This window comes from Streptomyces sp. NPDC015139 (assembly GCF_043079785.1).
GTDB lineage: Bacteria > Actinomycetota > Actinomycetes > Streptomycetales > Streptomycetaceae > Streptomyces > Streptomyces albidocamelliae.
This window is the reverse complement of record NZ_JBIBUW010000011.1, coordinates 21,304-44,159: the sequence shown is the minus strand read 5'-3', so window position 1 is coordinate 44,159 and position 22,856 is coordinate 21,304. Positions and strand designations below refer to the sequence as shown.

Here is a 22,856-nt window from a genome sequence, read left to right as displayed (position 1 = left end):
AAGAACACGAGCAAGAGAAAGAACGGGAGACGGACCAGTGGCCGACAACGCGCGGGCGAAAAGGCTGGCGGACCTCATCCGGGAGGTGGTGGCCCAGAAGCTGCAGCGCGGGATCAAGGACCCGCGGCTCGGCTCGCACGTCACCATCACGGACACCCGGGTCACGGGTGACCTCCGGGAGGCGACCGTCTTCTACACGGTCTACGGGGACGAAGAGGAGCGGAAGGCCGCTGCCGCGGGCCTGGAGAGCGCCAAGGGCATCCTGCGCTCCGAGGTCGGCCGCGCCGCCGGGGTGAAGTTCACGCCGACGCTCGCCTTCGTCGCGGACGCCCTGCCGGACACCGCACGGACCATCGAGGACCTCCTCGACAAGGCGCGGCAGTCCGACGAGAAGGTCCGCGAGGCCTCCGCGGGCGCGGCGTACGCGGGCGGTGCCGACCCGTACCGCAAGCCGGCCGACGAGACGGCCGACCCGACCGAGACGGACGGCGACGCCGCGGAATGACCCAGAAGCACACCACGCCCGACGGCCTCGTCATCGTCGACAAGCCGTCGGGCTTCACTTCGCACGACGTGGTCGCCAAGATGCGCGGGATCGCCAGGACCCGCCGCGTCGGCCACGCCGGCACCCTCGACCCGATGGCGACCGGCGTCCTGGTCCTCGGTGTCGAACGCGCCACCAAACTCCTCGGCCACCTCGCGCTGACCGAGAAGGAGTACCTGGGCACCATCCGCCTGGGCCAGAACACCGTCACCGACGACGCCGAGGGCGAGATCACCTCCTCCGCCGACGCGTTCAGGGTGACCCGGGACGCCATCGACAGCGGTGTCGCCAAGCTGACCGGCGCCATCATGCAGGTGCCGTCCAAGGTCAGCGCCATCAAGATCAACGGGGTGCGGTCGTACAAGCGGGCCCGTGACGGCGAGGACTTCGACATCCCCGCCCGGCCGGTGACCGTCTCCTCCTTCGCGGTGTACGACGTCCGGGACGCCGTCGCCGAGGACGGCACCCAGGTCCTGGACCTGGTCGTGTCCGTGGTCTGCTCCTCCGGCACCTACATCCGCGCCCTCGCCCGTGACCTCGGCGCGGACCTGGGCGTCGGCGGCCACCTCACCGCGCTGCGCCGGACGCGGGTCGGACCGTACAAGATCGACGCGGCGAAGACGCTGGACCGGCTCCAGGAGGAGCTGACCGTCATGCCGATCGCCGACGCCGCCTCCGCCGCCTTCCCGCGCTGGGAGGTCGACGCCAAGCGGGCCGGGCTGCTGCTGAACGGCGTCCGGCTGGAACTGCCCGGCGAGTACGCGGGCGGCGGCCCCGTCGCCGTGTTCGATCCCGAGGGCCGGCTGCTCGCCCTCGTCGAGGAGCACAAGGGCAAGGCGAAGAGCCTGGCCGTCTTCGGCTGACGGCCGCCTCTCCGGCCGACGGCCCCGGCCGCTCGGGCCGGCCGCCGGCCGTCCCCGGCGGGGTCCCCTCCGGTCCGCGCCCGCCCATCGCACCGCCCGCCACGGGCACCGCCCCGGGCCGTCGCCCGTGGAGCGGCGGCCGGGGTAGCCCCTGCCGCCGCTCCACGGTCCCCCCTCGTTCCCCCCTCCCTAGGGATATCCAGCGACTCACTCCTATTCACCCGTCCGGGCAGGCGCTCGGAGTGAACGGGGGGAGCGGAAGGGGGCGCGTTCCCCGCGCGATCTGTCCCGCCGATCACCGCGCGCCTACCGTCTTGAACAGGGCACGTGTACGGGCGGGGAGGTACGGCCATGACGGGACGGGGCCCGCGCACCGGAGGCGGGCGCCGGACGACGGCGGACGGTACGCGGCGGACGACGGCGGACGAGACGCGGACGAACGCGGCGGGGGACACACGACGGGCGGCGGCGGACGGCGCACGCGACACCGCCTGCCCCGACGACACCGTCCTCGTCCGGATCCGCGACCTCGCCGGCCGGCCACGCGGCGTCGGCTTCCTCGCCGACCACGAGGGCACCCTGCTCACCAGTCACGAGGCCGTCGACGGGCTGCCCCGGCTCGTGCTCCACGCGGCGGGCGACCGCACCTGCGTGGTCGACGCCGACGCCGTCGTCCCGCTGCCCCACCTGGACCTGGCCCTGGTGCGCACCGAGGGCCTGGGCGTGCCCCCGCTGCCCCTCACCGTGCGCGAGCGCATCGACGCCGGCACCTACGTGCGCATCCCCGCGGGCTGCTGGCGCGAGGCCCGGGTACTGGCCGCCACCCAGGTCACGTACACCGCCACCGACCGCTTCCACCTCCTCGAGGACGCCCTGGAACTGGCCATCGGCACGGCCGGGCGGGACGCGCTCCGGCTCGGTGGCGGGGCGGCCGGGGGACCCGTGCTCGACGCCCGTACCGGCGCGGTCCTCGGCGTCCTCGGCACCGCCCTGCGGAGCGACCGGAGCGACGCGGGCTTCGCGGTGCCCCTGCGGCCCGCCGACGGCCCCCTGGCCGATCTCCTCGCCCGCAACGCGGCCACCGTCCCGGCCTACGGCAGCGACCTGAACCCGGCCGGAATGCTGGAGCTGACCGCCACCTCGGTGGCCCAGGACGGCCCCCACCGCGCCGCGGCCGGCACGGTGCCACCCGTCGAACGAGCCGGCGTCACGGACGACTTGGCCGCCTTCACCGACGGCGACCGGAGCGTGCTCGGCCTCGTCGGCGCACCCGGCAGCGGCCGTACGACGGAACTCGCGGCCCTCGCCGCCCGGCGTGCCCGGGGCGAGCGGCCCGAGCCCACGCTGTGGCTGCGCGGCGCCGACCTGGAGGCCACCGACGACTCCGTGGCCGACGCGGCCCGCCGCACGCTGGAGCGCGCCGCCCGCATCGTCGCCGCCTCCCGCTCCGCCCGCCCCGACGACCTCGGCGACCTCACCCCCGAACACCTGGCCCGCTTCGCCGCCCGCGCCGGCCGCCCCCTGCTGCTCCTCCTCGACGGCCCCGAGGAGATGCCCCCCGTCCTCGCCCACCGGCTGCCGCAGTGGACCGGGAGGACCGCGGACTGGCTGCGGGAGACCGGGGCACGGCTGGTCGTCGCCTGCCGGGAGGAGTACTGGGAGCACGCCGGCACCGAGTTCCCCGCCGACCTGCTGCACCTCCCGCACCGCCGCCCCGGCCCGCCCCCGGCGCCGAGCGGCCCCGCCGGCCACATGAGCCCGCCGCAGGCACCGGCCGACCCGGCAGCCCCCGGCCCCGCTCCGGACGAGGCGGGCGACACCGCCGGCCGCGACGCCCCGCTTCCGCCCTGCGTGCGGCTCGCCGAGCTCACCGACGACGAGGCCCGCCTGGCCCGGGCCCGCTACGGCATCCCCGACGGCGTGCTCGGCGAGCGCGACGCCCGGCACCCGCTCACCCTGCGCCTGCTGTCCGAGGTCCGCGCCGCCGTCCCGGACGCCCCGGCCGCCGCCGTCCCGGCCGGACGGCACGAGGTGTTCGCCGCCCACCTCGACCTCATGTGCCTGCGCGTCGCGGTCCGCCTCGCCGCCGAGAGCGGCCTGCGCGGCACGGCCGTACGACGGCTCGCCGCCCGGGTCGCCGGGCAGGTGCACGAGGCCGCCCGGCGCAGCCTCGGCCCCGGGCAGGGCGAACTGGACCGCGCCTCCTTCGAGGCCGTGTTCCCCTGGGGCCCCGCGCCCGCCCGGCTCGGCGGCGGCACCGGCTGGGCCTCCGCCGTCCTCACCGAGGGCCTCCTCGTCCCGGCCGGCGGCGGATACCGCTTCGCCCACGAGGAACTGGCCGACTGGATCCAGGGCACGCACCTCGATCTCGACGAGGCCCTGCACGCCCTGGTCCACCGGCCCCGCCGCGCGGAGGAGGACGGCACCGTCCCCGTACCGCGTCATCGCGTCGGCCCGGTCGTGCAGGCCCTGCTGCTCCTCGCCCAGCAGCACGGCACCGAACAACTCGCGCACCGACTGACGGAGTTGGCCGACGCCCTGGACCGGGACCCGGAGTCCTGGTGGGCCGCACGGCTGCTGGCGCACACCCTGCTCCAGATGCCCGACGCGACGCCGTACACCGGGGTGCTGCGCGCGCTCGCCGACCGTGTCGTCGCCATGCGCCGCGAACAGCGCCCCGTTCCCGCCGAGTTCGGCCCCGACTTCTGGGCCGCCGTACCGGTCCCCGACACCGAGCGGCTCGATCTGCTGCGCCGCCTGGTGCTGGCGGACCAGGCATCGCCCGAGCCCGGCGCCCGCTACCTGGACGCCGTGTCCCGGCTGCTCGCCGATCGTCCCACCGTCGTACAGCGGCAGTTGACGCACTGGTTCGACGACGAGCGGCCGCTGCCCGCGACGCCCGACGCGACCGTGGCCACCGCCGCGCAGGCGCTGCTGCACACCCACCGGCACGGCGCCCTGGACGAGCTCACCGAGGTACTGGTGTCGTGCGCGCACCGGCGCGCCGACGAACTGCTCGCCACCCTCGCCGAGGACGAGCCCTCCGCCCTCTGCCGGGCCGTGGACCGCTGGGCGCACGACGAGCGCCCGGCCCGCCGGGTCGCGGCGGTCGCGTTCGGGCTGCGCGCGGCCCCGCACGTCCACTCCGAGGCGGACCGCGAGCTGCTGCGCTACGCCGCGCTCGCCCTGCTCGCCCGGCCCGCCGACTGCACCCTGCACGGCGGTGCCCTCGCCCTCCTGGTCCGCGACCCGCGCACCCGCGACCGACATCTGACGGCGGCCCTGCGGCACTTCGCCGAGGGCGACCCACGGGTCCCGCCGAGCGCCCTGGTGCCCGCGCTGGCCACCCATCCCGAGCCGGTCCTGGAGGCCTTCGGAGCCCGGTTGCGCGGCCCCGACGCGGGAGAGGCCCTGCGGGCGCTCGCCGACGTCTCCACCCCCGCCCTGGCCCGCCGTACGGCCGTCCTGGTCCGGGAGGCGGTACGGCTGCGACCGGACACCGCCGGACCCTTCGCCGCCTACGTCGACCGCCGTCTGGCACACGGACCCACCGCCCGCCCGGTCCTGCTGCCCCTCGTCACCGGCCTGCTGGACGGCGGCCCCGAGCAGGTCCGGGCCGCCCTCGCCACCGTCCTCGCCGCCGTCGGCACCCCGGCGTGCCGTCCGCTGCGCCGCGAACTCCTGGAGTTCCTGTTCGCCCACGAGCGGGAGCCGTCGGTCCTGGACGCCGTCCTGCACGCGGCGGCCGAGCACGTGGACGGCCACGAGGAGGAGGCCCGCGGACTCGTCCACCGCACCGGACTGCTCCTCGTGCGCACCCCCGAAGGTGCCACCCATTTCGACCGGCGCCTGGTCGACCTCGGCCGGCACGTGCCCGGATTCGCCGCACTGATGGCTCGCTGGCTGGCGGACGCCCCGGACGACTGGGCCGCCGTGGTCGGCCCGAGCACCCGGCGCATGCTCGAAAACCTGGCAGGTGTCCGTGTACCTGCCTGAGTCGCCGCCCCGAACGTGCGCCCCGTCACAGCCCACCGGCCGATGCGGGCCCGGGGCGCTCGGCATGGCACCCTTAGACCTGCACAAGAGGTCAAGGTAGACACGGACACGGGTTCGAGGAGCGGTCACAGTGCAGCGCTGGCGTGGCTTGGAGGACATCCCCCAGGACTGGGGGCGCAGCGTCGTCACCATCGGTTCCTACGACGGCGTCCACCGCGGCCACCAGCTGATCATCAAGCACGCCGTCGACCGGGCCCGCGAGCTGGGCGTCCCGGCCGTCGTGGTCACCTTCGACCCGCACCCCAGCGAGGTCGTCCGGCCCGGCAGCCACCCGCCGCTGCTCGCCGCGCACCACCGCCGCGCCGAACTGATGGCGGACCTGGGTGTGGACGCGGTGCTGATCCTGCCCTTCACCACCGAGTTCTCGAAGCTGTCGCCGGCCGAGTTCGTCGTGAAGGTCCTGGTGGACAAGCTGCACGCGAAGGCGGTCGTGGAGGGCCCGAACTTCCGCTTCGGCCACAAGGCGGCCGGCAACGTCGACTTCCTCGTCGAGCAGGGCAAGATCTACGACTTCGAGGTCGAGGTCGTCGACCTGTACGTCAGCGGCGAGGCCGGCGGCGGCCAGCCGTTCTCCTCCACCCTGACCCGCCGCCTGGTCGCCGAGGGCGACGTCGAGGGCGCCCGCGAGATCCTGGGCCGCCCGCACCGCGTGGAGGGCGTGGTCGTACGCGGCGCCCAGCGCGGCCGTGAACTGGGCTTCCCGACCGCCAACGTCGAGACCCTGCCGCACACCGCGATCCCCGCCGACGGCGTCTACGCCGGCTATCTGCACGTCGAGGGCGAGGCCATGCCGGCCGCGATCTCCGTGGGCACGAACCCGCAGTTCGACGGCACCGAGCGCACGGTGGAGGCGTACGCGATCGACCGCGTCGGCCTCGACCTGTACGGCCTGCACGTCGGCGTCGACTTCCTCGCCTACGTGCGCGGCCAGGCGAAGTTCGCGTCCCTGGAGGCCCTTCTGGAGCAGATGGCCGCGGACGTGAAGCGGTGCCGGGAGATCGTGGCGGCGGAGGAGTAGGCGCCGCACGTCCCGCCGACCGCGGGACACGGACACGACACGAGAGGGCGGCCGGTGCTCAGCACCGGCCGCCCTCTCGTGTCGTGTGTCCTACTGCTGCGGCGGCTGGGCCTGCGGAGGCTGCTGTGCCTGGGGCGGCTGTGCCCCTGGCTGTGCTGCCTGCTGCTGCGGGTGGCCGGGCTGCGGCGGGTAGGGCTGCCCCTGCGGCTGCTCGCCCTGCACCGGCGGGTACGGGCCCTGCGGTGCCTGCGGGTACGGCTGGCCCGGGGCGGCCTGCGGGTACGGCTGTCCGGGCGCGGCCTGCGGGTACGGCTGGGGGTAGGGCTGGCCCTGCTGCGGGGGGTACGGCTGCTGCCCCGGCTGCGGCTGACCGGGCTGCGGCGGGTACGGCTGCTGGCCCTGCTGCGGGGGATACGGCTGCTGGCCCTGCGCGTACGGCTGGCCCGGCAGCGGCTGGCCCGGCATGGGCGGCGCGGCCACCGGCGGCGGGTTGCCGTCGCTGGTCCACAGCCCGTGCGCCTGCTGGTGCCGTACGAAGTCCTCGGCGACCAGCGCCGCGAGGTTGAAGTACGCCTCCCGCGTCCGTGGCCGCATCATGTCGAGGTCGACCTCGGCACCGGCGGACAGGTGCTCGTCGAACGGCACCACCACGACCGCGCGGGTCCGCGTCTCGAAGTGCGACACGATGTCCTCGACCTTGATCATCTTGCCGGTCTCACGGACCCCGGAGATCACGGTGAGGGACCGGGACACCAGGTCCGCGTACCCGTGCGCGGACAGCCAGTCCAGCGTCGTACTGGCGCTGCTCGCCCCGTCGACGGACGGGGTGGAGATGATGATCAGCTGGTCGGCGAGGTCGAGCACCCCGCGCATGGCGCTGTACAGCAGGCCCGTGCCCGAGTCGGTGAGGATCACCGGGTACTGCCGGCCCAGCACGTCGATCGCGCGCCGGTAGTCCTCGTCGTTGAACGTGGTCGAGACGGCCGGGTCCACGTCGTTGGCGATGATCTCCAGACCGGAGGGCGCCTGCGAGGTGAACCGGCGGATGTCCATGTACGAGTTCAGGTAGGGGATCGCCTGGACGAGGTCACGGATGGTGGCCCCGGTCTCCCGGCGCACCCGCCGCCCGAGCGTGCCGGCGTCCGGGTTCGCGTCGATGGCGAGGATCTTGTCCTGCCGCTCGGTGGCGAGGGTGGCGCCCAGTGCGGTGGTGGTCGTCGTCTTTCCGACGCCGCCCTTGAGGCTGATGACCGCTATCCGGTAGCAGGAGAGCACCGGCGTGCGGATCAGCTCCAGTTTGCGCTGCCGCTCGGCCTCCTCCTTCTTGCCGCCCAGCTTGAACCGGGAGGAAGCCGCCGCGGGCCGGCCGCTGCGCGCCTTCTGCCGCTTGTTGTTGAGCAGCCGGTCCGCGGACAGCTCCACGGCGGCGTTGTAACCCAGCGGGGCGGCACCGGGGTTGGTGGGCTGACGCTGGTCGTGCTGCACGGGCTGCGGCCACGCGGCTCCGGTACGCGGGTCGACCGGGGCGTGCGGGGGCTGCGGCTGCGCCTGGGCGGGCTCCGGGTTCTGGGGGTGCCCGGGGTGCTGCGGGAAGCCGTAACCGCCGGGCTGCGCGTGCGGGTCGGTGACGCCGGGCTGCGGGAAGCCGTAACCGGCCGCCGGGGTGGGTCCGTTGGGGGCGACCTGCGGCGGCTGGGCCTGCGGGAAGCCGTACCCACCCGGCGCGGGCTGCGGCTCGGGCGTACCGGGCTGCGCGGTGGCCGCCGGCTGCGGTGCCGGGGGCTGCGGGAAACCGTAACCACCCGGTGCGGGCTGGGCGTCGGGCTGCGGGAAGCCGTAGCCGCCGGGCGGGGTGGGGCCCGTCGGGGCCGGCTGGGGTCCGGCCTGCGCCGCGGTCGGCGGGACGGGCGCGCCGGGCTGGTGGGCCGGGGCGGGCTGGTTCTGCTGGTTCCAGGCGGCGGGCGCGGGCTGCGGGGGCTGCGGCTGGAACGGCGGCTGCTGGCCGGGCACGCCGACGGGACCCTGCGCGGCCGCGGGGTGCGGCTGCCCGGGAGGCGGGCCGGGCTGCTGCGGCGCGGGCTGTGCGGGCCACTGAGCCGCCGGGGCCGGGGCGGCGGGCTGGTACGAGGGCGGCAGCGGAGGCATGCCGTCCTGCGGCGCCGGCGGGGGAGTCCAGGCGGCCCGGGGCTCCGGTGCGGCGGGGCTCGGGGCGGCTGCCGTGGGGCTCGTGGCCGCAGGGGTGTGCGGAGCCGCGACGGCGTCCTCGGCGGCGGAGGGGGCGGCCTGGGCCGCGTCGGCGCCCGCCGCCGGGGCGGGGCCGGCGGGGGCCGGGGCGGGGTTCGCGTCGGGGTTCGCGTCGGGCGCCTCGGCCGTCGGGGTGCCGCCGCTCTCCGGGGCCGCCGGCTGGGCCTGGGCGCTCGGCGCCGGGGCGTCCGGTGACACACCGTCGGTCCGCACGCCGTCCCCGTCCGCCGCTGCCGCCGGAGAACCGGCCGTGTCGTCGGCTCCGGAGGCGGTCCCGGGGGCGGTCACGACGTGGGCCGGGGCGAGCCCGAACTCCTCGTCGTCCTTGCCGGACTTGCCGGAATCGGCCTGCGCGTCCTCGGCCGTCGCGTCCGCGCCGCCTCGCGCCTCACCGTCGTCCGCGTCGTCCTGCGCGCCTTCGTGGGCCGTGACCGCGCCGGAAGGCTCGTCCGTGGCGTCGGCCGTGGCGTCCGTCTCCGGACCGTCGGCACCGGCCGCGCTCACCGCCGACGCGATGTCACCCGGGGGCTGCTCCGGGGTGGGCTCGGCGGGCCGCGCGGGGGAGGTCTCCTCCGCCGCGGCCCGCTCCGCGATCTCCCGCTTCAGGGCGGAGGCGGAGATCCGCATGGTCGCACCGCTGACGAGGTCGCCGTTGTCGCCGTCCTCCGCGTCCGAGGTGAAGGACGAGACGGCCGGAGCGGCCGGGGCCTCGGACTGCACGGCCGGCGGCTGCGGAGCGGCAGGGGCAGGCCCGGGCGGCGGTGCGGCGGGGCCCTGCGGTGCGGCGGGGGCCGGCTCGGACCCCCAGGCCGGCTGGAAGCCGCTGCCGGGCGGCAGGTCCGGAATCTCCACCGGCGGACCGACCGGCGGCGGAGGCGCGGCCGGGGTGGCGGCCGCGGGAGGCGGGGTGGGAGCGCCCGCGGGAGGCGGCACCGGCGCCGACGGCGACGTGCCGGACGCACCCGACGCGTTCTGCGTGTACCAGGCGGGCGGCGCGTAGTCGATCGTGAACTCGCCCGTCATCTCGATGCCGGACTCCGCGTCGGTCTGGTCGTCGTCGGGTGTCGCCCAGCCCCCGCGGATCCCGTCCCGATCGCTGTTCACAGTTCCTCCTGGTGTGGTCGAGCACCCTCATGCCATGCCTGGGGGGCGACCGTTCCTGTCGTACGATTCGCCGGGCTTCCCGCCGGGGCCACTGGACCCCGGCTGCCGCGGAGCGCGCGACCCCCGGCTCGCGGGAGCGCGCGACGTGCCCTGCCCCAGCCTAATCACCAAAACCGCGGGGCAGGCAGGCCCCGCCACCCCTTCGTGGCCGTCCGACGCGTCACATCGGGCCGGACACCGACACGAGACACGCGTACGTACACCGAAACGTGACGAAGACGCCTGCCGGCAGGGCCTCTTAACCAGGCGATCCATGCGATTACTCGGCAATGCCGGTGAAAACGGACCAAGTTGGGCGACGGTCAGTCCATCCGGCGCGCCACGCCCAGCAGTCCGGTCTCCGCGTCCGTCGCCCGGGTCACCACGTACTGCCGGTCCCGCTCCGTGCACCACAGCGTCACCCCGTCCGGCAGCGTGGGCAGCGTCTCCAGCTCCGGCCGCGGCAGCCCCATCACCCGGCCGATCTCCGCCGCCTCGTCCGGCGACACCCGCTGCACACCCACCAGCCGCGCCTGACGCATCAACCGCGGTGCCACCGGGCTCAGATAGGGCAGCAGCGTCAGCACGGACTGCCACGGCGCGGACACCACACGGCCGCGCGGTGGCCGCATGCCGCAGTCCCGGACCACGAGCACGGGCGTACCCGCCGAGGCGCCCTGCGGGGGCACGCGGCCGACGTCGTACACCGCGAGGCCGTTCTGCCCGCCGCCCATGGCGTGCACCATCGGCATCCAGGCCTGCGCCCGCCCCGTCTCCACGGCCACCCGCGCGCCCGTGGCCGCCGCGCGCAACGCCATGACCTGAGCGGTCCACAGGCCGCCGATGAGCACGATGTCGTACGGCGTCGGACGGTTCACACCGAGCACGGCCGGCTGGCCCTCGGCGTTGTCGCCGACCACCACACCGTCGTCGCCGATGGGCAGGGACAGCGCGTCGGCCTGCTCGACGGGCAGGGCGTGCCGCGGGTGGCGGGGGCCCAGCAGGCCGAAGCCGGTGCGCAGCCGCTCGCCGAGGCCCGGCACCGACGGGGTCGTGCCCGCCGGGGTGGGAGAGGTCGTCATGGCCATCAGCGGGCACCTCCGAGCGGCAGGGTCGCCAGTACGCCGGGGAGTTGTTCACGGTCCAGCCGGGCGAGCCCGGTCCTGGCCTGCCGCGCCGTACGCTCCAGCTCGCGCCGCGCGTCGGTCAGCTCCTGGTTGCTGCGGCCGGTGATCCGCAGATGACCGGTGACGGTCACGTCCTGCTGCGCGCCCTTGGCCAGCGTCATGCTGAACGTCGTGGCCAGCGCGGGCACCGCGGTCAGCTGGGCCACCAGCTGCGCCAGCGAGCCACCGGCGCCGCCCAGTTGGGGCCAGCGGCGCACCCAGTAGGTGGTGTGCCTGCGGTTGTCGCAGCGCCAGCTGCGGCTGGACTCCTCGGTGCGCCGCTGCGCCGCCTCGCCCCGGCCGACCTGGGCCGCCTGGGCGGTCACCATCGGGTTGGCGCAGGCGGAGGTGGCGATGGCCGCCGTCAGCTCCTCCTCGGTGAGCACGTTCGCCCGGAACCCGGCGCCGGTCAGCCGGCTCGACAGATGCTCGGCCGAACGCGCCAGGCACTTCTGCGCGCCCGTCAGGCCGCCGCCGCGCGCGGCCACCGCCTCCGGGCACAGCTCGGGGTCGAGCTTCAGCGCTATCCACGTGATGCGGACCGCGGGGGAACCGGTCTGAGCCTGCAGCGGCGCGTAGTTGCTGACCACCACCGACTGCTGGGGGAGGTGCAGCGCGGGCGCGGGCTGCGTGTGCACGACGATCTGCGCCGACTCCAGCCGGATCCCGTCGACTTCGAGGACGTCCCGGACGAGGGCCAGCGGCAGCGGTCTGCGGCTGCGCTCCGCCCGCAGCGCGTCGGCGTCCGACTCCACCTGGAGCACCGCCGTCAGGAAGCCGCCGTCGCCCACCATGCCCACCGGCCGCTGGTCGCGGTCCTCGCCGCGGCTGTAGCTGTAGGTGCGCAGGGTCGGGTCGCACTCCACGGCGGGCGCGAGCCCGGAGTCGGTGCCGGCCGGCAGCGGTGTGCTCGCGGCCCGCCTCCTGCGGGCCCGCAGCGCCAGCAGGGTGCCGAGCCACTCCGGCAGGGAGCGCCCCCGGCGCCGTACGACCGCGAGCACCACGAGCAGCGCGGCGACCACGGCGGCGGCGACCATCGCGACCATGTTCACGAGCCATCCGCACACCACGAGCGCGGCCGCGATCTCCAGCAGCACCAGCCGCTGCAGCGCGAACGAACCGCCGCGCCCCGAACGGGACTCCGGGTGCGGGGTGAAAGTGCCCTGGTAGGACGCGGACGCGGGCCGTGTGTCCGGCTGGGTCGAGGAAGAGCGGCGGCCACCCTGCCGGCGCGTGCCACCCGAGCGTGACCCCGATTGCGATCGCGACCGGGTCCGCGTTGCGGAAGCCATCACTCCAAAACCCCCGAACTCTCCCGAAAACCCTTGTGCTCCGGTCCCTTCAAGCCCTGAGCACCCTACCCGTGCCACAAGCACGTCCGCGCAACAGGCATAGTAGGGGCCGGGTCTGACAGTCGAGGCACCAGAGGCAACGAGGGCGGGGGACGGATCTTCACAGGTCCCCCACGGCTCCGCAACGGGGAGAGAGCGGACACAGATGGCATCACGGCGGGACGAACTCAACGCCTACACCTTCGCGAAGCGCCGCACGCTCGCGTCATTCCTCCAGCCCTCCCCGTCGGGCACCGAGGAGGGTGCCCCGAAACCGCTGGGTGCGCTCGTGCCCGGTCTCGTCGTCGGCGCCGTGGTCCTCGCGGTGTTCGGCGCCGTCGGCATGTTCAGCCCGACGGCGCCCAAGGGCTGGGACACACCCGAGGAACACGTCATCGTCGCCAGCAAGTCCACCACCCGGTACGTCGTGCTGAAGACCGGCAAGCAGACGCAGCTGCACCCCGTCCTCAACATGGCCTCGGCGAAACTCCTCCTGGATCCCGACAAGGCCGACGTCATCACCGTCGACGAGAAGGTCCTCGACAGCGGCAAGCCCCCGCACGGCGCCACCATCGGCATCCCCTACGCCCCCGACCGCCTGCCCTCCTCCGACGAGGCGGAGGCCGCCAAGCGGTGGGCGGTCTGCGAGCGCCCCGGCGACGGCGGACGGGCCATCCAGAAGGCGGCGTTCGTCCTCGCGCAGAAGGAGTGGTCCAGGACCGAGGGCCGCGACAGGCTCACCCGCGGCGACCTGATGTACGTCGTCGGCCCGGACGGGAAGAGCCAGTACGTCGTCGACGCGCGCGGCACGGCGTACAAGATCGCCGACCCCACCGACAAGGAACTGCTCAAGGCCCTCGACACCCAGGGCCGTTCCCCGCAGCGCGTCTCCCAGGACTGGCTCGACACCCTGCACCAGGGCACCCCCGTCTCGATCCCCAGGATCGACGGCACGCCCGGCGCGAAGGCAGGCAGCGGCAGCCTGCTGGGCGAGTACGACAAGGTCGGCGAGGTCGTGAAGGCGTACGACGGGCAGACCCTCCAGTACTACGTCGTGCTGCCGGGCAAGGTGGCCCGCATCTCCGAGTTCACGGCCACCCTCCTGCTGGGCAGCGGCCAGCTGGTCGGCGTCGGCCAGGCCGGTGAGGCGCAGAAGGTCAGCCCCGGCGCCGTCGGCGAGAGCACCACGTTCCAGGCGGACAAGAACTGGCCGACGTACAAGCCGAAGACGGTGAACGACGGCTCCAGCACCACCAGCGGCCGCAACACCGTCTGCAACGTGCTGCGTTCGGTAGGCGCCAAGGGCGTCAAGACGCTGTCCACCTGGGTGGGCACGGACTTCCCCGCCCAGCTGCCCACCGGCTCCTCCAGCGCGTACGTCACCCCCGGCTCCGGCCAGCTCTACCGGCAGTTCCAGGGCACCGAGACCGGCGCCGGCGGTGTCTTCCTGGTCACCGACACGGGCCTGCGCTACGCCCTGCAGTCCAACAGCGACAGCGCCGCGGACGACCAGGGCATCGGCACCTCCGCCAAGAAGCGCAAGGAGGAGCTGAGCGAGGCACGGATCGCCCAGACCCACCTCGGCTACGAGAAGGTGAAGCCCACGCCCGTGCCCCTGGAGTGGTCCAGGTTCCTGCCGACGGGCCCGCGCCTGTCGGAGTCGGCGGCACGCCAGCCGCAGGGCTCCTAGCGACGGGCGGAGGAGACGCACACATGCTGAAGACACACACGCCCGCGGCCGGGGCACCGGGACTCACCGGCCGGATCCTGGCCATGGCCGGCGCCGTCGTCCTCACCGCGACGACCACGGTGGTCGCCCTCCCCGCGGCCCCGGCCAGGGCGGACGACGGCCAGTGCACGTTCCCGTCCAAGCCCTACGCGGGCCGCCCCTGGGCGCTCCAGCGCGTCAACCTGGACGAGCTGTGGGCGCAGTCCACCGGCAAGAACGTCCAGGTCGCCGTGATCGACACCGGCGTGGACATCAAGAACCCGCAGCTCACCAAGGCCGTGGACGCCTCCAAGGGCAAGAACCTGCTGCCCGCGAAGAACTCCAAGGGCGAGAAGATCGAACGCGGCAACAACTCGGGCACCACGGACACCGTCGGGCACGGCACCCGAGTGGCGGGCATCATCGCGGCCCGCCCGGCGAAGGGCACCGGCTTCGTCGGCCTCGCCCCGAACGCCACGATCATCCCGATCAAGCAGAACGACGCCGAGGGCGACGGCACGGCGAACACCCTGGCCACAGCGATCAGAGACGCGGTCCGGGCGGGCGCGGACGTCATCAACATCTCCCAGGACACCGCCAACGCGCTCGACCCCAAGGACTCGGTCCTCAAGGACGCGGTCGACTTCGCGATCGGCCAGAAGGTCGTGATCGTGGCCTCGGCCGGCAACGACGGTCTCGGCGGCAACGTCAAGGTCACGTACCCGGCGTCCTACCCGGGCGTCCTCGCGGTGGCGGCGTCCGACCGCAACAACGAGCGCGCGCCCTTCTCGCAGTCCGGTGACTTCGTGGGCGTCGCCGCACCCGGCGTCGACATGATCTCCACGGTGCCCGGCAACGGCCACTGCTCGGACAACGGCACGAGCTTCTCCGCCCCGTACGTGGCGGGCGTGGCCGCCCTGTTGAAGTCCAAGTACCCCCACTGGACGGCCCGGCAGGTCGTCGCCCAGATCGAACAGACCGCGGAACGCTCCATCCCCGGCAAGGACATGCGGGTCGGATGGGGCGTCGTCGATCCGGTGCGGGCGCTGACGGCCGTGGATCCGGCGCACCCCGTCGAGTCCCCGGCACCCGAGGACGGTGTCGCCAGGGGCGAGGCCCCGTCGGTTGCTCCGCTGCACTTCGGCGAGACCGCGGAGGAGCGGAACACCAGGCTCGCGACGTACGCCGTCGTGGGCGGCCTGGTCCTGGTGGCGGGACTGGGCGGCACGGCCGTGGCCGTCCGGGACGCGCGGCGCAGGCGCGGGCGGGTGCGGGTGCCGGAGGCCGGTACGTGGACGCGCTGACCGGGCTGAACGTCCTGGGCCTCGTCCTGTCCGCCGTGCTCCTCGCCATGGCCTGCGTGAAGGCCGACCGGGTACGCGGCTGGCGCGCGAGCATCAACCCGTCGGCCCCGCAGACACCCGACGCCGCCTTCGTCGTCGCCCGCGTCGTCCTCGTGACCCTGGCCGGCCTCGGCGTCTACACGGCCGTCCAGGGCTTCGGCGTCTCCGACGACTCGTCGTGGAACGACAGTGAGCTGACGAACGCCGTGCACCGGGCCACGGACGAACTGGACGGCTACCGGTTCCAGACGGACGAGTCGGGCAGCCCCCTCCACTTCGACGACTACGCGTCGCTGATCGAGGACAAGGTGGTCCGCAACGCGGGCGGCGACGCCCCCGAGACCGGCGTGACCGTCACCCCGGCCGCCGGCGACACGGCCGCGGGCGGCTCCTTCACGGTCACCGCGGACGGCACGGGGGACGCGTTCTGCACGCGGGTCGAGCGCACCCGCTCCATGAAGGACGACTACACCCCGCCGGGCATCACCGGCGGCGAGGGGACGCTCACCTACCTGGGGTACCGGCTCGCCGTGACGGTCAAGGAGGGCGCGTGCTGACCTCCGTCAGGAAGGCGACGGCACGCATCCCGAGGAAACTGCGCCTGCCCCTGGCGGGAGGCGTGGCCCTCACCCTGGCCGCGACCGGCCTGACCCTGGCCCTGCCCGACGGGGGCGGCCATCTCACCGCCAACCGCGCGCAGTTGAGACGAGCCTGCGGCGGCCTGCTGCCGTACGGCGAACTGGCCGAACGGGTTCCGGACGCTGTGCCGGGGAGGGTCGACCAGTACGGCACCCTGCTGCACGCCGGCGAGGAGAGCCGCTCCCTGCTGAACTGCACCCTGGACTGGCCGGGCCACGGAGGTGTGCACGTCGAGGCGGCGACACTCGTCAACCACCTCCCGTACGAGCTGAAGACCGAGGACCTCCTCGCACCCGGACACGAGGCCCCCGGCGTCACCGGCCGCGACAGCGACGACGAGGGCGAGCTCTGGGTCGTCGCCGAGTGCCCCGAGGGCCTGACCGGTCGGGCGCGCCCGTCGACGCAGATGTACGTCTCCGTGGGAATGGACAAGGCGTCCGTACGCACCCGGTTCCGCATCGCGGTCGAGGTCGCGGCCGGTGTCGCCGAACGGGCGGACTGCGGCTCGGCGTCCGCGCTCCGGACCCCCGCCCGGGTGATCGACACGTACGAGGAACACGACGCCGACGGGGGTCCGGTCGACTCGGGCGACTACGGCTCCGTACGCGTCGAGGAGCCGGGCCGGGACATCGGGAAATGCCGGTGGATGACCGCCAGGAGCCGCGCCGGATCGGCACCCCTGCGGGGCACCTGGACCGCGACCGGCGACCTCCAGCGGTCCCGCCTGCTGAGCGTCTGCCAGGCCCAGCGCTGGAACGACGACAAGAGCGCCTACACCGACCCGCAGCCCGCCCCGCCGGAGCCGGTCACCGCCGACGCCACCAGCTGGGCGGGCGACCTGGGCCGCAGCGCGTACCGCGACTACGAGCGCGACGGCGAGTACCCCGGCTTCGACGACCGGCCGGACACCCTCACCGACACGGACGCCACGCTCGCCCTCTGGGCCCGTTCGCGGTGCGCGGCCGGTCCGACGTACCACCGCGTCTCGGTGCGCCCGGACCTGGACGGAGCGGTGGACGGCGCCTATCGCCTCAGCCGAGCCCAGCGCGCACAACTGTCAGCGTGCGTGCACCAGTTGATGAAGAGCTATCTGTCCGCGCCGGAGGGATGGCCGAAGGCGCAGCACTGCCATGACACCGAACTGCTGGGCGAGGTGGAGCAGTGGACGTGAGACGCAGACGGATCATCCGCAACACGGCACTCGGGTCGGCGGCACTGCTCGCACTCGGCGGCGGTCTCTGGCTGTACGGCGAGAACGACCGCGCGGTGGCGCGCGCCTGCGGGGGAATGCTCCCCCTCGCCGACGTGCGCGCGGTGCTGGGGAACGGTCACCTGGAGGTGAACAGCAGATCCGGCAACGGGATCGACACCTGCCAGGTGAACGCGGAGGCCGACGGCGGCAGCGCGAAGGTGAGCATCGTCGACACCGGGCGCATCGGCGCGAACGGCTGGCTCTCCGTCCCCCTCGCCGGCGGCTCCGCCGGGGACACGCTGCCGGTGCCGGTCGGACAGGGCTGGTCCGGCCTCTTCGCCGCGGACTCCGACGACGGCGGAGCGACGACCACGCTCACCCTGCGGTGCGGCAGGGGCAGCAGACCGGGGCCGGCGGGCAAACCGGTCAGGGGCCTGACGGTGACGGTCGAGACGGACCTCGGCAGAACACTGGACGACCCCGCCAACCGCCCGGCCCACCTGCGTATCGCCACGGGCACGGCGAAGAAGGCGGCCGACGCGTACGGCTGCGTCACCCGCCCGGGCCGGACTCCGCTCCGCACGGTCGGACTCCCGGTCTCGGAGGAGGAGTTCGAGCCCCTGTCCACGGCGACCGGCACCTGCGCCGGCATCCCCCGGACCACCGGTGTGACCACGGCCCGCGAGACGACACGCGCCGGAGCCCCCTGGGAGTCCTGCTCCCTGGGGGACGACGGCCTGGGCCGTCACCGCTACTTGCTGCAGGCCTACTTCGGGCCGTACGCCCAGCGCCTCAAGGCCGGCTACGCGGAGGAGCACTACACCTCCGACCCCACCCCGGCCGACGCCCCCAAGGGCCGGCTGCGTCAGGACGGCTCCTACTGGGGATCCGCGTCGTGCCCGGCCGACGGGTCCGAGCGGGCGGTGTTCGTGGTCCGCCGTGACGGTCCGGGGGACGGGGCGCGGGTGCCCGAGGCCGAGCGCGCGTACGCGAGGAAGGCACTGCGGGCCTTCGCGGAACACTCGGCACGGGGACGGGGCTGCGGTACGCCGGTGACACCCTGACGAGCGAACATCACGCGTCGGCAGGTGCCCGTCAGCCGAGCGGTGTGCCCTCAATCTTCAGTGTCCAACTCGCGCACTCAAGCCCAGTGTTGCAGGGGACCGACCTTCGGGCTGGTGTGGAGGTTCGATGGAGATCCCGCGCCGGGGAGCAGGCGTCCGAGCGGAACCGGGTTCGTGGAGTACCGCCGGGCCGTCGGCACTTGGCGGGCCGTCACATGTGTGTGTTCACTGCGAACCGGCAAGTCGGGCAAACCATGGCACCGGAGCCGGTCTCGTAACCGAGTTAACACACATGCTTGGTTGGACCGGTTGGGCAGGTTGACTAGAGTGGTAAACGCGTTGTCAGGCGCGGCTCGCTTTGCGATCGTACGGCGAGCGAGTAACGCCCCTCGACCCGGTCGGGTCGATGGGTGTACGGGGAAACGGGGAGGAGCGTCGTGCTTCCGGAAGACATGGTCGGGGGCGTGTCGGCGGCGAACCTGGAGGCCAGCGGTGACGCGCTGAAGAAGTTCGTCAAGCGGGTCGACGGGGTCCTGCAGAATCTTGAGAAGTCGCCAGGTGCTCCGACGCGGCTTCACGATCAGTCGATCAGGCAGGGTGCTCTCAGCAGCACGGGCGGAAGCTTCCACGAGGCCGACGCCCTGCACAGGACGTTCAACGCGGTCCACGAGAGGCTCACCAACCTCTCCAAGACGCTGCACCTGCAGATCGAGGCGTTGGGTATCGCGGTCCTCGGGGCCAAGGGGACCTTCGACAACCTCGAAGAGGACCAGCGGCGGCGGTTCTGGGCGATCCAGGCGGAGATCCGTCAGATCGATGGCGCGAAGGGGACCAAGCGCGATGACCAGGACGACTGGGTGATGTGACGATGACCGACAAGCACAAGGAAGACCTGGATCGGGTCTCCGGCCAGAACACCTTCACGGACCTCGCTCGTGGTGCTGGGGAGCATCCTCATGGCGGTGGCTTCCTCAGGGAATTCATAGACGGCACCATTCGCGGCGTGGCGAAGGGCACTCCGTACAAGGAGGCCCTGGTCAGTCGTACGGAATTCGACGACTACGACCTGAATGCGATGCTCGACCTCGTCGACAAGACGAATCCCGAGGACCTGGAATCTTCCGGTCGCGCCCTCTGGGACGCGCGCGATGCCATCAAGGTGGCGGCCGACGAGCTCAGGGGGCAGTTCGAGACCGTCCCGTGGGTCGGAAAAGCGGGCGACGACTTCCGCACGTGGGGCACCGGTCTCGTGTCGAGCAGCTACGACCTGAGTAGCTTCGCGGGTGGAGCGGGCGACCAGATCACCGCTGCCGCTGTCGGACTGTCATCCGTCCGGAAGGCGATGCCGGCTCGTGACACGCAGGCGAGCCGGAAGCGCCCCGAACACTTCACAGAGGCCGAGAAGGCAGCGAACAAAGAGGATTACACCGCTGCCGTGAAGGTGGAGAAGGACCGCCAAGAGGCGATCAACCAGATGAACCGGTTGGCGTCCTACTACGCGGTGTCCAAGGAGCAGTTGCAGGTCTTGGACAGCAAGGCTCCCACGTTCAAGGACGTGCCGGAGATGGGAGTGCCCAGGCCGGCCGTGTACGCGCACGACCCTGGTGCCGCTGCCGGTCGGTCCGTGGCGGACGACTCCGCGGGGGCGTCCTCCGCTTCGGTCGGGACGCATCACACGACGATCGCGCCGACGGGGCACGGAAGCGTGCAGGACACCGGTAACACTCCGGCGCCCACACACCAGGTGCCCGGCCATGTGCCGCCGCACGTAGACGAGCCTGTCGGCACGCACATCGACAGCACCGGCACGCTGCCCCCGCCCACGACGACCGCACCCGGGCCCACCCACACCCCTCCGGTCACGGGCACGCCGCCCACGAGCGGCGGCCAGCCCAACGTGTTCCCGGGCCCTGTCGGGACCCCGCTTCCCGGCGGCCGCACCACGGGGCGGCCCCTGAACGGCACGGGTGGATACCGCACCCCGCCGTCCGCGCAGGGCCGCGCGGGTACGTCCAACCTGGGCAACCCCGGTTCCGGCCGCGCCACGGGCCAGGGGCCCGCGAACCAGATGGGCCGCGCCACGTCGACCGGCCAGTCCGCCGCGAGGGGCGCCACGTCCGGGTCGAAGTCCACGCCCATGGGCCGAGGCATCTCCGGCGGTACGCCGCGAGCCGGTGGCACGGCCGCGTCGCGCACGGGCGGCGGGCCGTCCACCGGGGCGGGCCGGTCCAACGGAGTCGTCGGCGGCCGACCCACGAACACGGGCGGTGCGTCGTCCAAGAGCGGGGCCAGGATCCCTCGCGGCACGGTCGTCGGCGGTGAGCAGGCAGCCAACTCGCGCTCCGCGAACGGACGAGTCGGGCAGCGGGGCGTCTTCGGAGCGTCCGAGGCAGCAGGGCGACCCGGCTCGAACACCACCGGTGCCCGCGGCCGTACGGGAACGTCCGAGTCCGTCACCGGCAGGCCTACCGGGCGGAACTCCTCTGCCGGAGCCGAGCGCAACGGCATGACGCGTGGCGGTTCCGGCCTCGTGCGCGGACCCGGGCGTGACGGCAAGGCCAGGGAGGAGAAGGACGCGGAGGGAACTGCGCGTCCCGACTACCTGGTCGAGGACGAAGAGACACATCTGCCCAACAAGCCCCGGCGTGATGTACCGCCGGTGGTCGACTGAGCGCGAGCGAGGACAGCGAAAACGATGAAGTCAGGGACCAGCCGACGAGCCGGGCGGGCCACGTTCCACGGACCGCGCGGTGGCAGACGAGTACGTGCTGTGACCGCGGTCGTCGGCGCCCTGGCTGCCGTCACGGTCGGACTCGCTCCGCATGCCGCCGCCTACGACGAACAGTCGAAGCAGTGGTACCTCGGTCCGATGGAGACCGAGCAGATGTGGAAGGTGAGCACGGGCAAGGGCGTCAAGGTCGCTGTCATCGACACTGGCGTGAACCCCAATACGCCGTCCTTGAAGGGGCAGGTCCTGGCAGACGAAGTACCCAAGTCGGTTGGTTACAAGGCCACGGACGACTACGCAGGCCACGGAACCAGCATGGCCGAACTCATCGCTGGTACAGGTGCCGGCGGAGGCCTGAAGGGTCTTGCGCCAGGCGCGAAGATCGTTCCGTACCGAGTGGAACTCGAAGGCCTCAAGGGGGAGTCCGAGAAGGAGAAGACCCCCGAGCCCGCTGAAGCGCTCAGGGCGGCGGCCGACACGGACGCGAAGATCATCAGCATGTCCTTCGGCGGTATGACCACTGACGAGGACGAGGCGGCGGTCAAGTACGCAGCGTCCAAGGGTAAGTTGTTGATCGCGGCGGTGGGTAATAACGCCGGTGAGGGACAGAGCGGCATCATCGACTACCCGGCTGCCTTTCCTTATGTCATCGGAGTGTCGGCGGCCAACCCGTCCGGAAAGGTCTCAAAGTTCTCGTCCTACGGCAACTACGTAGACCTCACTGCTCCCGGTGAGGGGTTTCCCGGTTGGTGTGACGCTTCCTTTCGCTCATACTGCGACAACCGTCATGGCACGAGTCCGGCGGCCGCACTCACTTCAGCCGCTGCGGCCCTCATCTGGTCGGCTCATCCCGATTGGAACGTGAACCAGGTGGTGCGCTCGCTGATCGACACTGCCGGTCGAAAGGACCCAAGCAAGGGGCCGAGCAAGTACATCGGCTACGGGATGATTCGACCTCGTCTGGTCCTCAAAAACCCGCACTACAACCCCGGCCCGGCAAACGTCGACCCCCTCGCAAAGGACAACGGCGGAAACCTCCTCGCCAAGTCCGGCACAAAGCCCTCACCCTCCCCTTCCGCCAGTGCATCAACCGCGTCACAAGCCCCCGAAAAGACTTCTGGCGGGGCGACTTCGGCGGCAGGATCGAGCGCGGAGCCGTCGAACGACAGCAACACCCTCTGGATCGCGCTCGGTGCCGCCGCCGCGGTCATCGTGATCGGCGGTGCGGGTGTGGCCGTCATGCGGGCACGACGTGCCAGGTGACGTCGTCAGCCGTCTGTAACCCTGCGACCTTCGGAGCGGGCGTGCAGTACGCGCTCATCGCCGCAGCGCACTGAGCAGCGGTGAGCCGAGACAGTTGGACGAAAGAGACACACAGAGAAAGGGCGGGCTGACATGGCCGGCAACAAGCAGAAGCTCGAAGACGCACAAGTAGTCCACCTCGAGAAGCAGATGGTCGAGAAGTACGAGGGCATCCAGAAGCGGGTGCACGGGCTGCAGGGCGTCATCGACGGCCTCGAGGGCCAGTGGCACGGTATCGGCCGCGCCGCGTTCGACCGCAAGCAGTACGAGATCAACGAGTCGCTGCGCAACATCGGCAACATCCTCGGTGACGTCATCGAGGCGATGACCGCGACCCGCAACATCAAGGACAGCAAGGAAGACGAGGTGCGCGCGGCGGTCGCCAAGATCGACCTGCAGGACGGCGCTCCCACCGTTCCCTCGTCTGCCCTCAACTCCTACTGAGTCGAGCGAGACACCGCATTCCGCCGGGCAGCCGGCATCCACAGCCACACAGCAGTGAGACGAGGTAGAGA

General features: G+C 73.0%; 16 protein-coding genes. 13 read left to right on the top strand and 3 right to left on the bottom strand.

Annotated features, from left to right (window positions below):
• Nucleotides 1–37 precede the first annotated feature (37 nt).
• From rbfA to ACF08B_RS27335, 4 genes are all read left to right on the top strand, one after another.
• Entirely contained in the window at nt 38–505 is a 468-nt protein-coding gene (rbfA, locus tag ACF08B_RS27350; protein WP_073890134.1) for a 30S ribosome-binding factor RbfA, read from the top strand.
• Nucleotides 502–1,407 carry a tRNA pseudouridine(55) synthase TruB gene (gene truB / locus ACF08B_RS27345; protein ID WP_392319837.1) on the top strand — a complete coding sequence of 302 codons (906 nt, stop codon included), beginning with the start codon at nt 502–504 and terminating at the stop codon, nt 1,405–1,407. Before rbfA ends, truB begins: the two co-directional genes overlap by 4 nt.
• 351 nt (nt 1,408–1,758) lie before the next feature.
• On the top strand, nt 1,759–5,403 hold the full coding sequence (locus tag ACF08B_RS27340) for a trypsin-like peptidase domain-containing protein (protein WP_392319836.1): 3,645 nt from the start codon (nt 1,759–1,761) through the stop codon (nt 5,401–5,403).
• Between the two features lie 130 nt (nt 5,404–5,533).
• Entirely contained in the window at nt 5,534–6,481 is a 948-nt protein-coding gene (locus ACF08B_RS27335; RefSeq protein WP_073890140.1) for a bifunctional riboflavin kinase/FAD synthetase, read from the top strand.
• A gap of 90 nt (nt 6,482–6,571) precedes the next feature.
• Here the strand turns inward: ACF08B_RS27335 and ACF08B_RS27330 are convergent, their stop codons facing one another.
• The 3 genes from ACF08B_RS27330 to eccE form a co-directional block, all read right to left on the bottom strand.
• Nucleotides 6,572–9,829 carry an SCO5717 family growth-regulating ATPase gene (locus tag ACF08B_RS27330; RefSeq protein ID WP_392319835.1) on the bottom strand — a complete coding sequence of 1,086 codons (3,258 nt, stop codon included), beginning with the start codon at nt 9,827–9,829 and terminating at the stop codon, nt 6,572–6,574.
• Nucleotides 9,830–10,191: 362 nt separating this feature from the next.
• The gene (locus tag ACF08B_RS27325; protein WP_392319834.1) at nt 10,192–10,956 is read right to left on the bottom strand and encodes a hypothetical protein; all 765 of its coding nucleotides are present in this window, start codon (nt 10,954–10,956) and stop codon (nt 10,192–10,194) included.
• Nucleotides 10,956–12,326, bottom strand: coding sequence for a type VII secretion protein EccE (gene eccE, locus ACF08B_RS27320; RefSeq protein ID WP_392319833.1), 1,371 nt, complete (start codon nt 12,324–12,326; stop codon nt 10,956–10,958). The genes ACF08B_RS27325 and eccE overlap by 1 nt, the downstream gene beginning before the upstream one ends.
• A gap of 205 nt (nt 12,327–12,531) precedes the next feature.
• Here eccE and eccB point away from each other — a divergent pair, with 205 nt between their 5' ends.
• The 9 genes from eccB (at nt 12,532) to ACF08B_RS27275 (ending at nt 22,785) form a co-directional block, all read left to right on the top strand.
• Nucleotides 12,532–14,055, top strand: coding sequence for a type VII secretion protein EccB (gene eccB, locus ACF08B_RS27315; RefSeq protein ID WP_392319832.1), 1,524 nt, complete (start codon nt 12,532–12,534; stop codon nt 14,053–14,055).
• An 83-nt stretch (nt 14,056–14,138) separates the two neighbouring features.
• Entirely contained in the window at nt 14,139–15,377 is a 1,239-nt protein-coding gene (gene mycP / locus ACF08B_RS27310) for a type VII secretion-associated serine protease mycosin (RefSeq protein ID WP_392320034.1), read from the top strand.
• The gene (locus tag ACF08B_RS27305; RefSeq protein ID WP_392319831.1) at nt 15,365–15,973 is read left to right on the top strand and encodes a hypothetical protein; all 609 of its coding nucleotides are present in this window, start codon (nt 15,365–15,367) and stop codon (nt 15,971–15,973) included. Before mycP ends, ACF08B_RS27305 begins: the two co-directional genes overlap by 13 nt.
• Nucleotides 15,967–17,226, top strand: a complete 1,260-nt coding sequence (locus ACF08B_RS27300) for a hypothetical protein (RefSeq protein ID WP_392319830.1) — start codon at nt 15,967–15,969, stop codon at nt 17,224–17,226. The genes ACF08B_RS27305 and ACF08B_RS27300 overlap by 7 nt, the downstream gene beginning before the upstream one ends.
• Nucleotides 17,223–18,311: a hypothetical protein gene (locus ACF08B_RS27295; RefSeq protein ID WP_392319829.1), complete on the top strand. Its 1,089-nt coding sequence runs from the start codon at nt 17,223–17,225 to the stop codon at nt 18,309–18,311. Before ACF08B_RS27300 ends, ACF08B_RS27295 begins: the two co-directional genes overlap by 4 nt.
• 437 nt (nt 18,312–18,748) lie before the next feature.
• Nucleotides 18,749–19,177: a hypothetical protein gene (locus tag ACF08B_RS27290; RefSeq protein ID WP_093697694.1), complete on the top strand. Its 429-nt coding sequence runs from the start codon at nt 18,749–18,751 to the stop codon at nt 19,175–19,177.
• Nucleotides 19,178–19,179: 2 nt separating this feature from the next.
• The gene (locus ACF08B_RS27285; RefSeq protein WP_392319828.1) at nt 19,180–20,982 is read left to right on the top strand and encodes a hypothetical protein; all 1,803 of its coding nucleotides are present in this window, start codon (nt 19,180–19,182) and stop codon (nt 20,980–20,982) included.
• Nucleotides 20,983–21,081: 99 nt separating this feature from the next.
• Nucleotides 21,082–22,302, top strand: a complete 1,221-nt coding sequence (locus ACF08B_RS27280) for a S8 family serine peptidase (protein ID WP_392319827.1) — start codon at nt 21,082–21,084, stop codon at nt 22,300–22,302.
• A 132-nt stretch (nt 22,303–22,434) separates the two neighbouring features.
• The gene (locus tag ACF08B_RS27275) at nt 22,435–22,785 is read left to right on the top strand and encodes a WXG100 family type VII secretion target (protein WP_392319826.1); all 351 of its coding nucleotides are present in this window, start codon (nt 22,435–22,437) and stop codon (nt 22,783–22,785) included.
• The last annotated feature ends 71 nt before the right edge of the window (nt 22,786–22,856 follow it).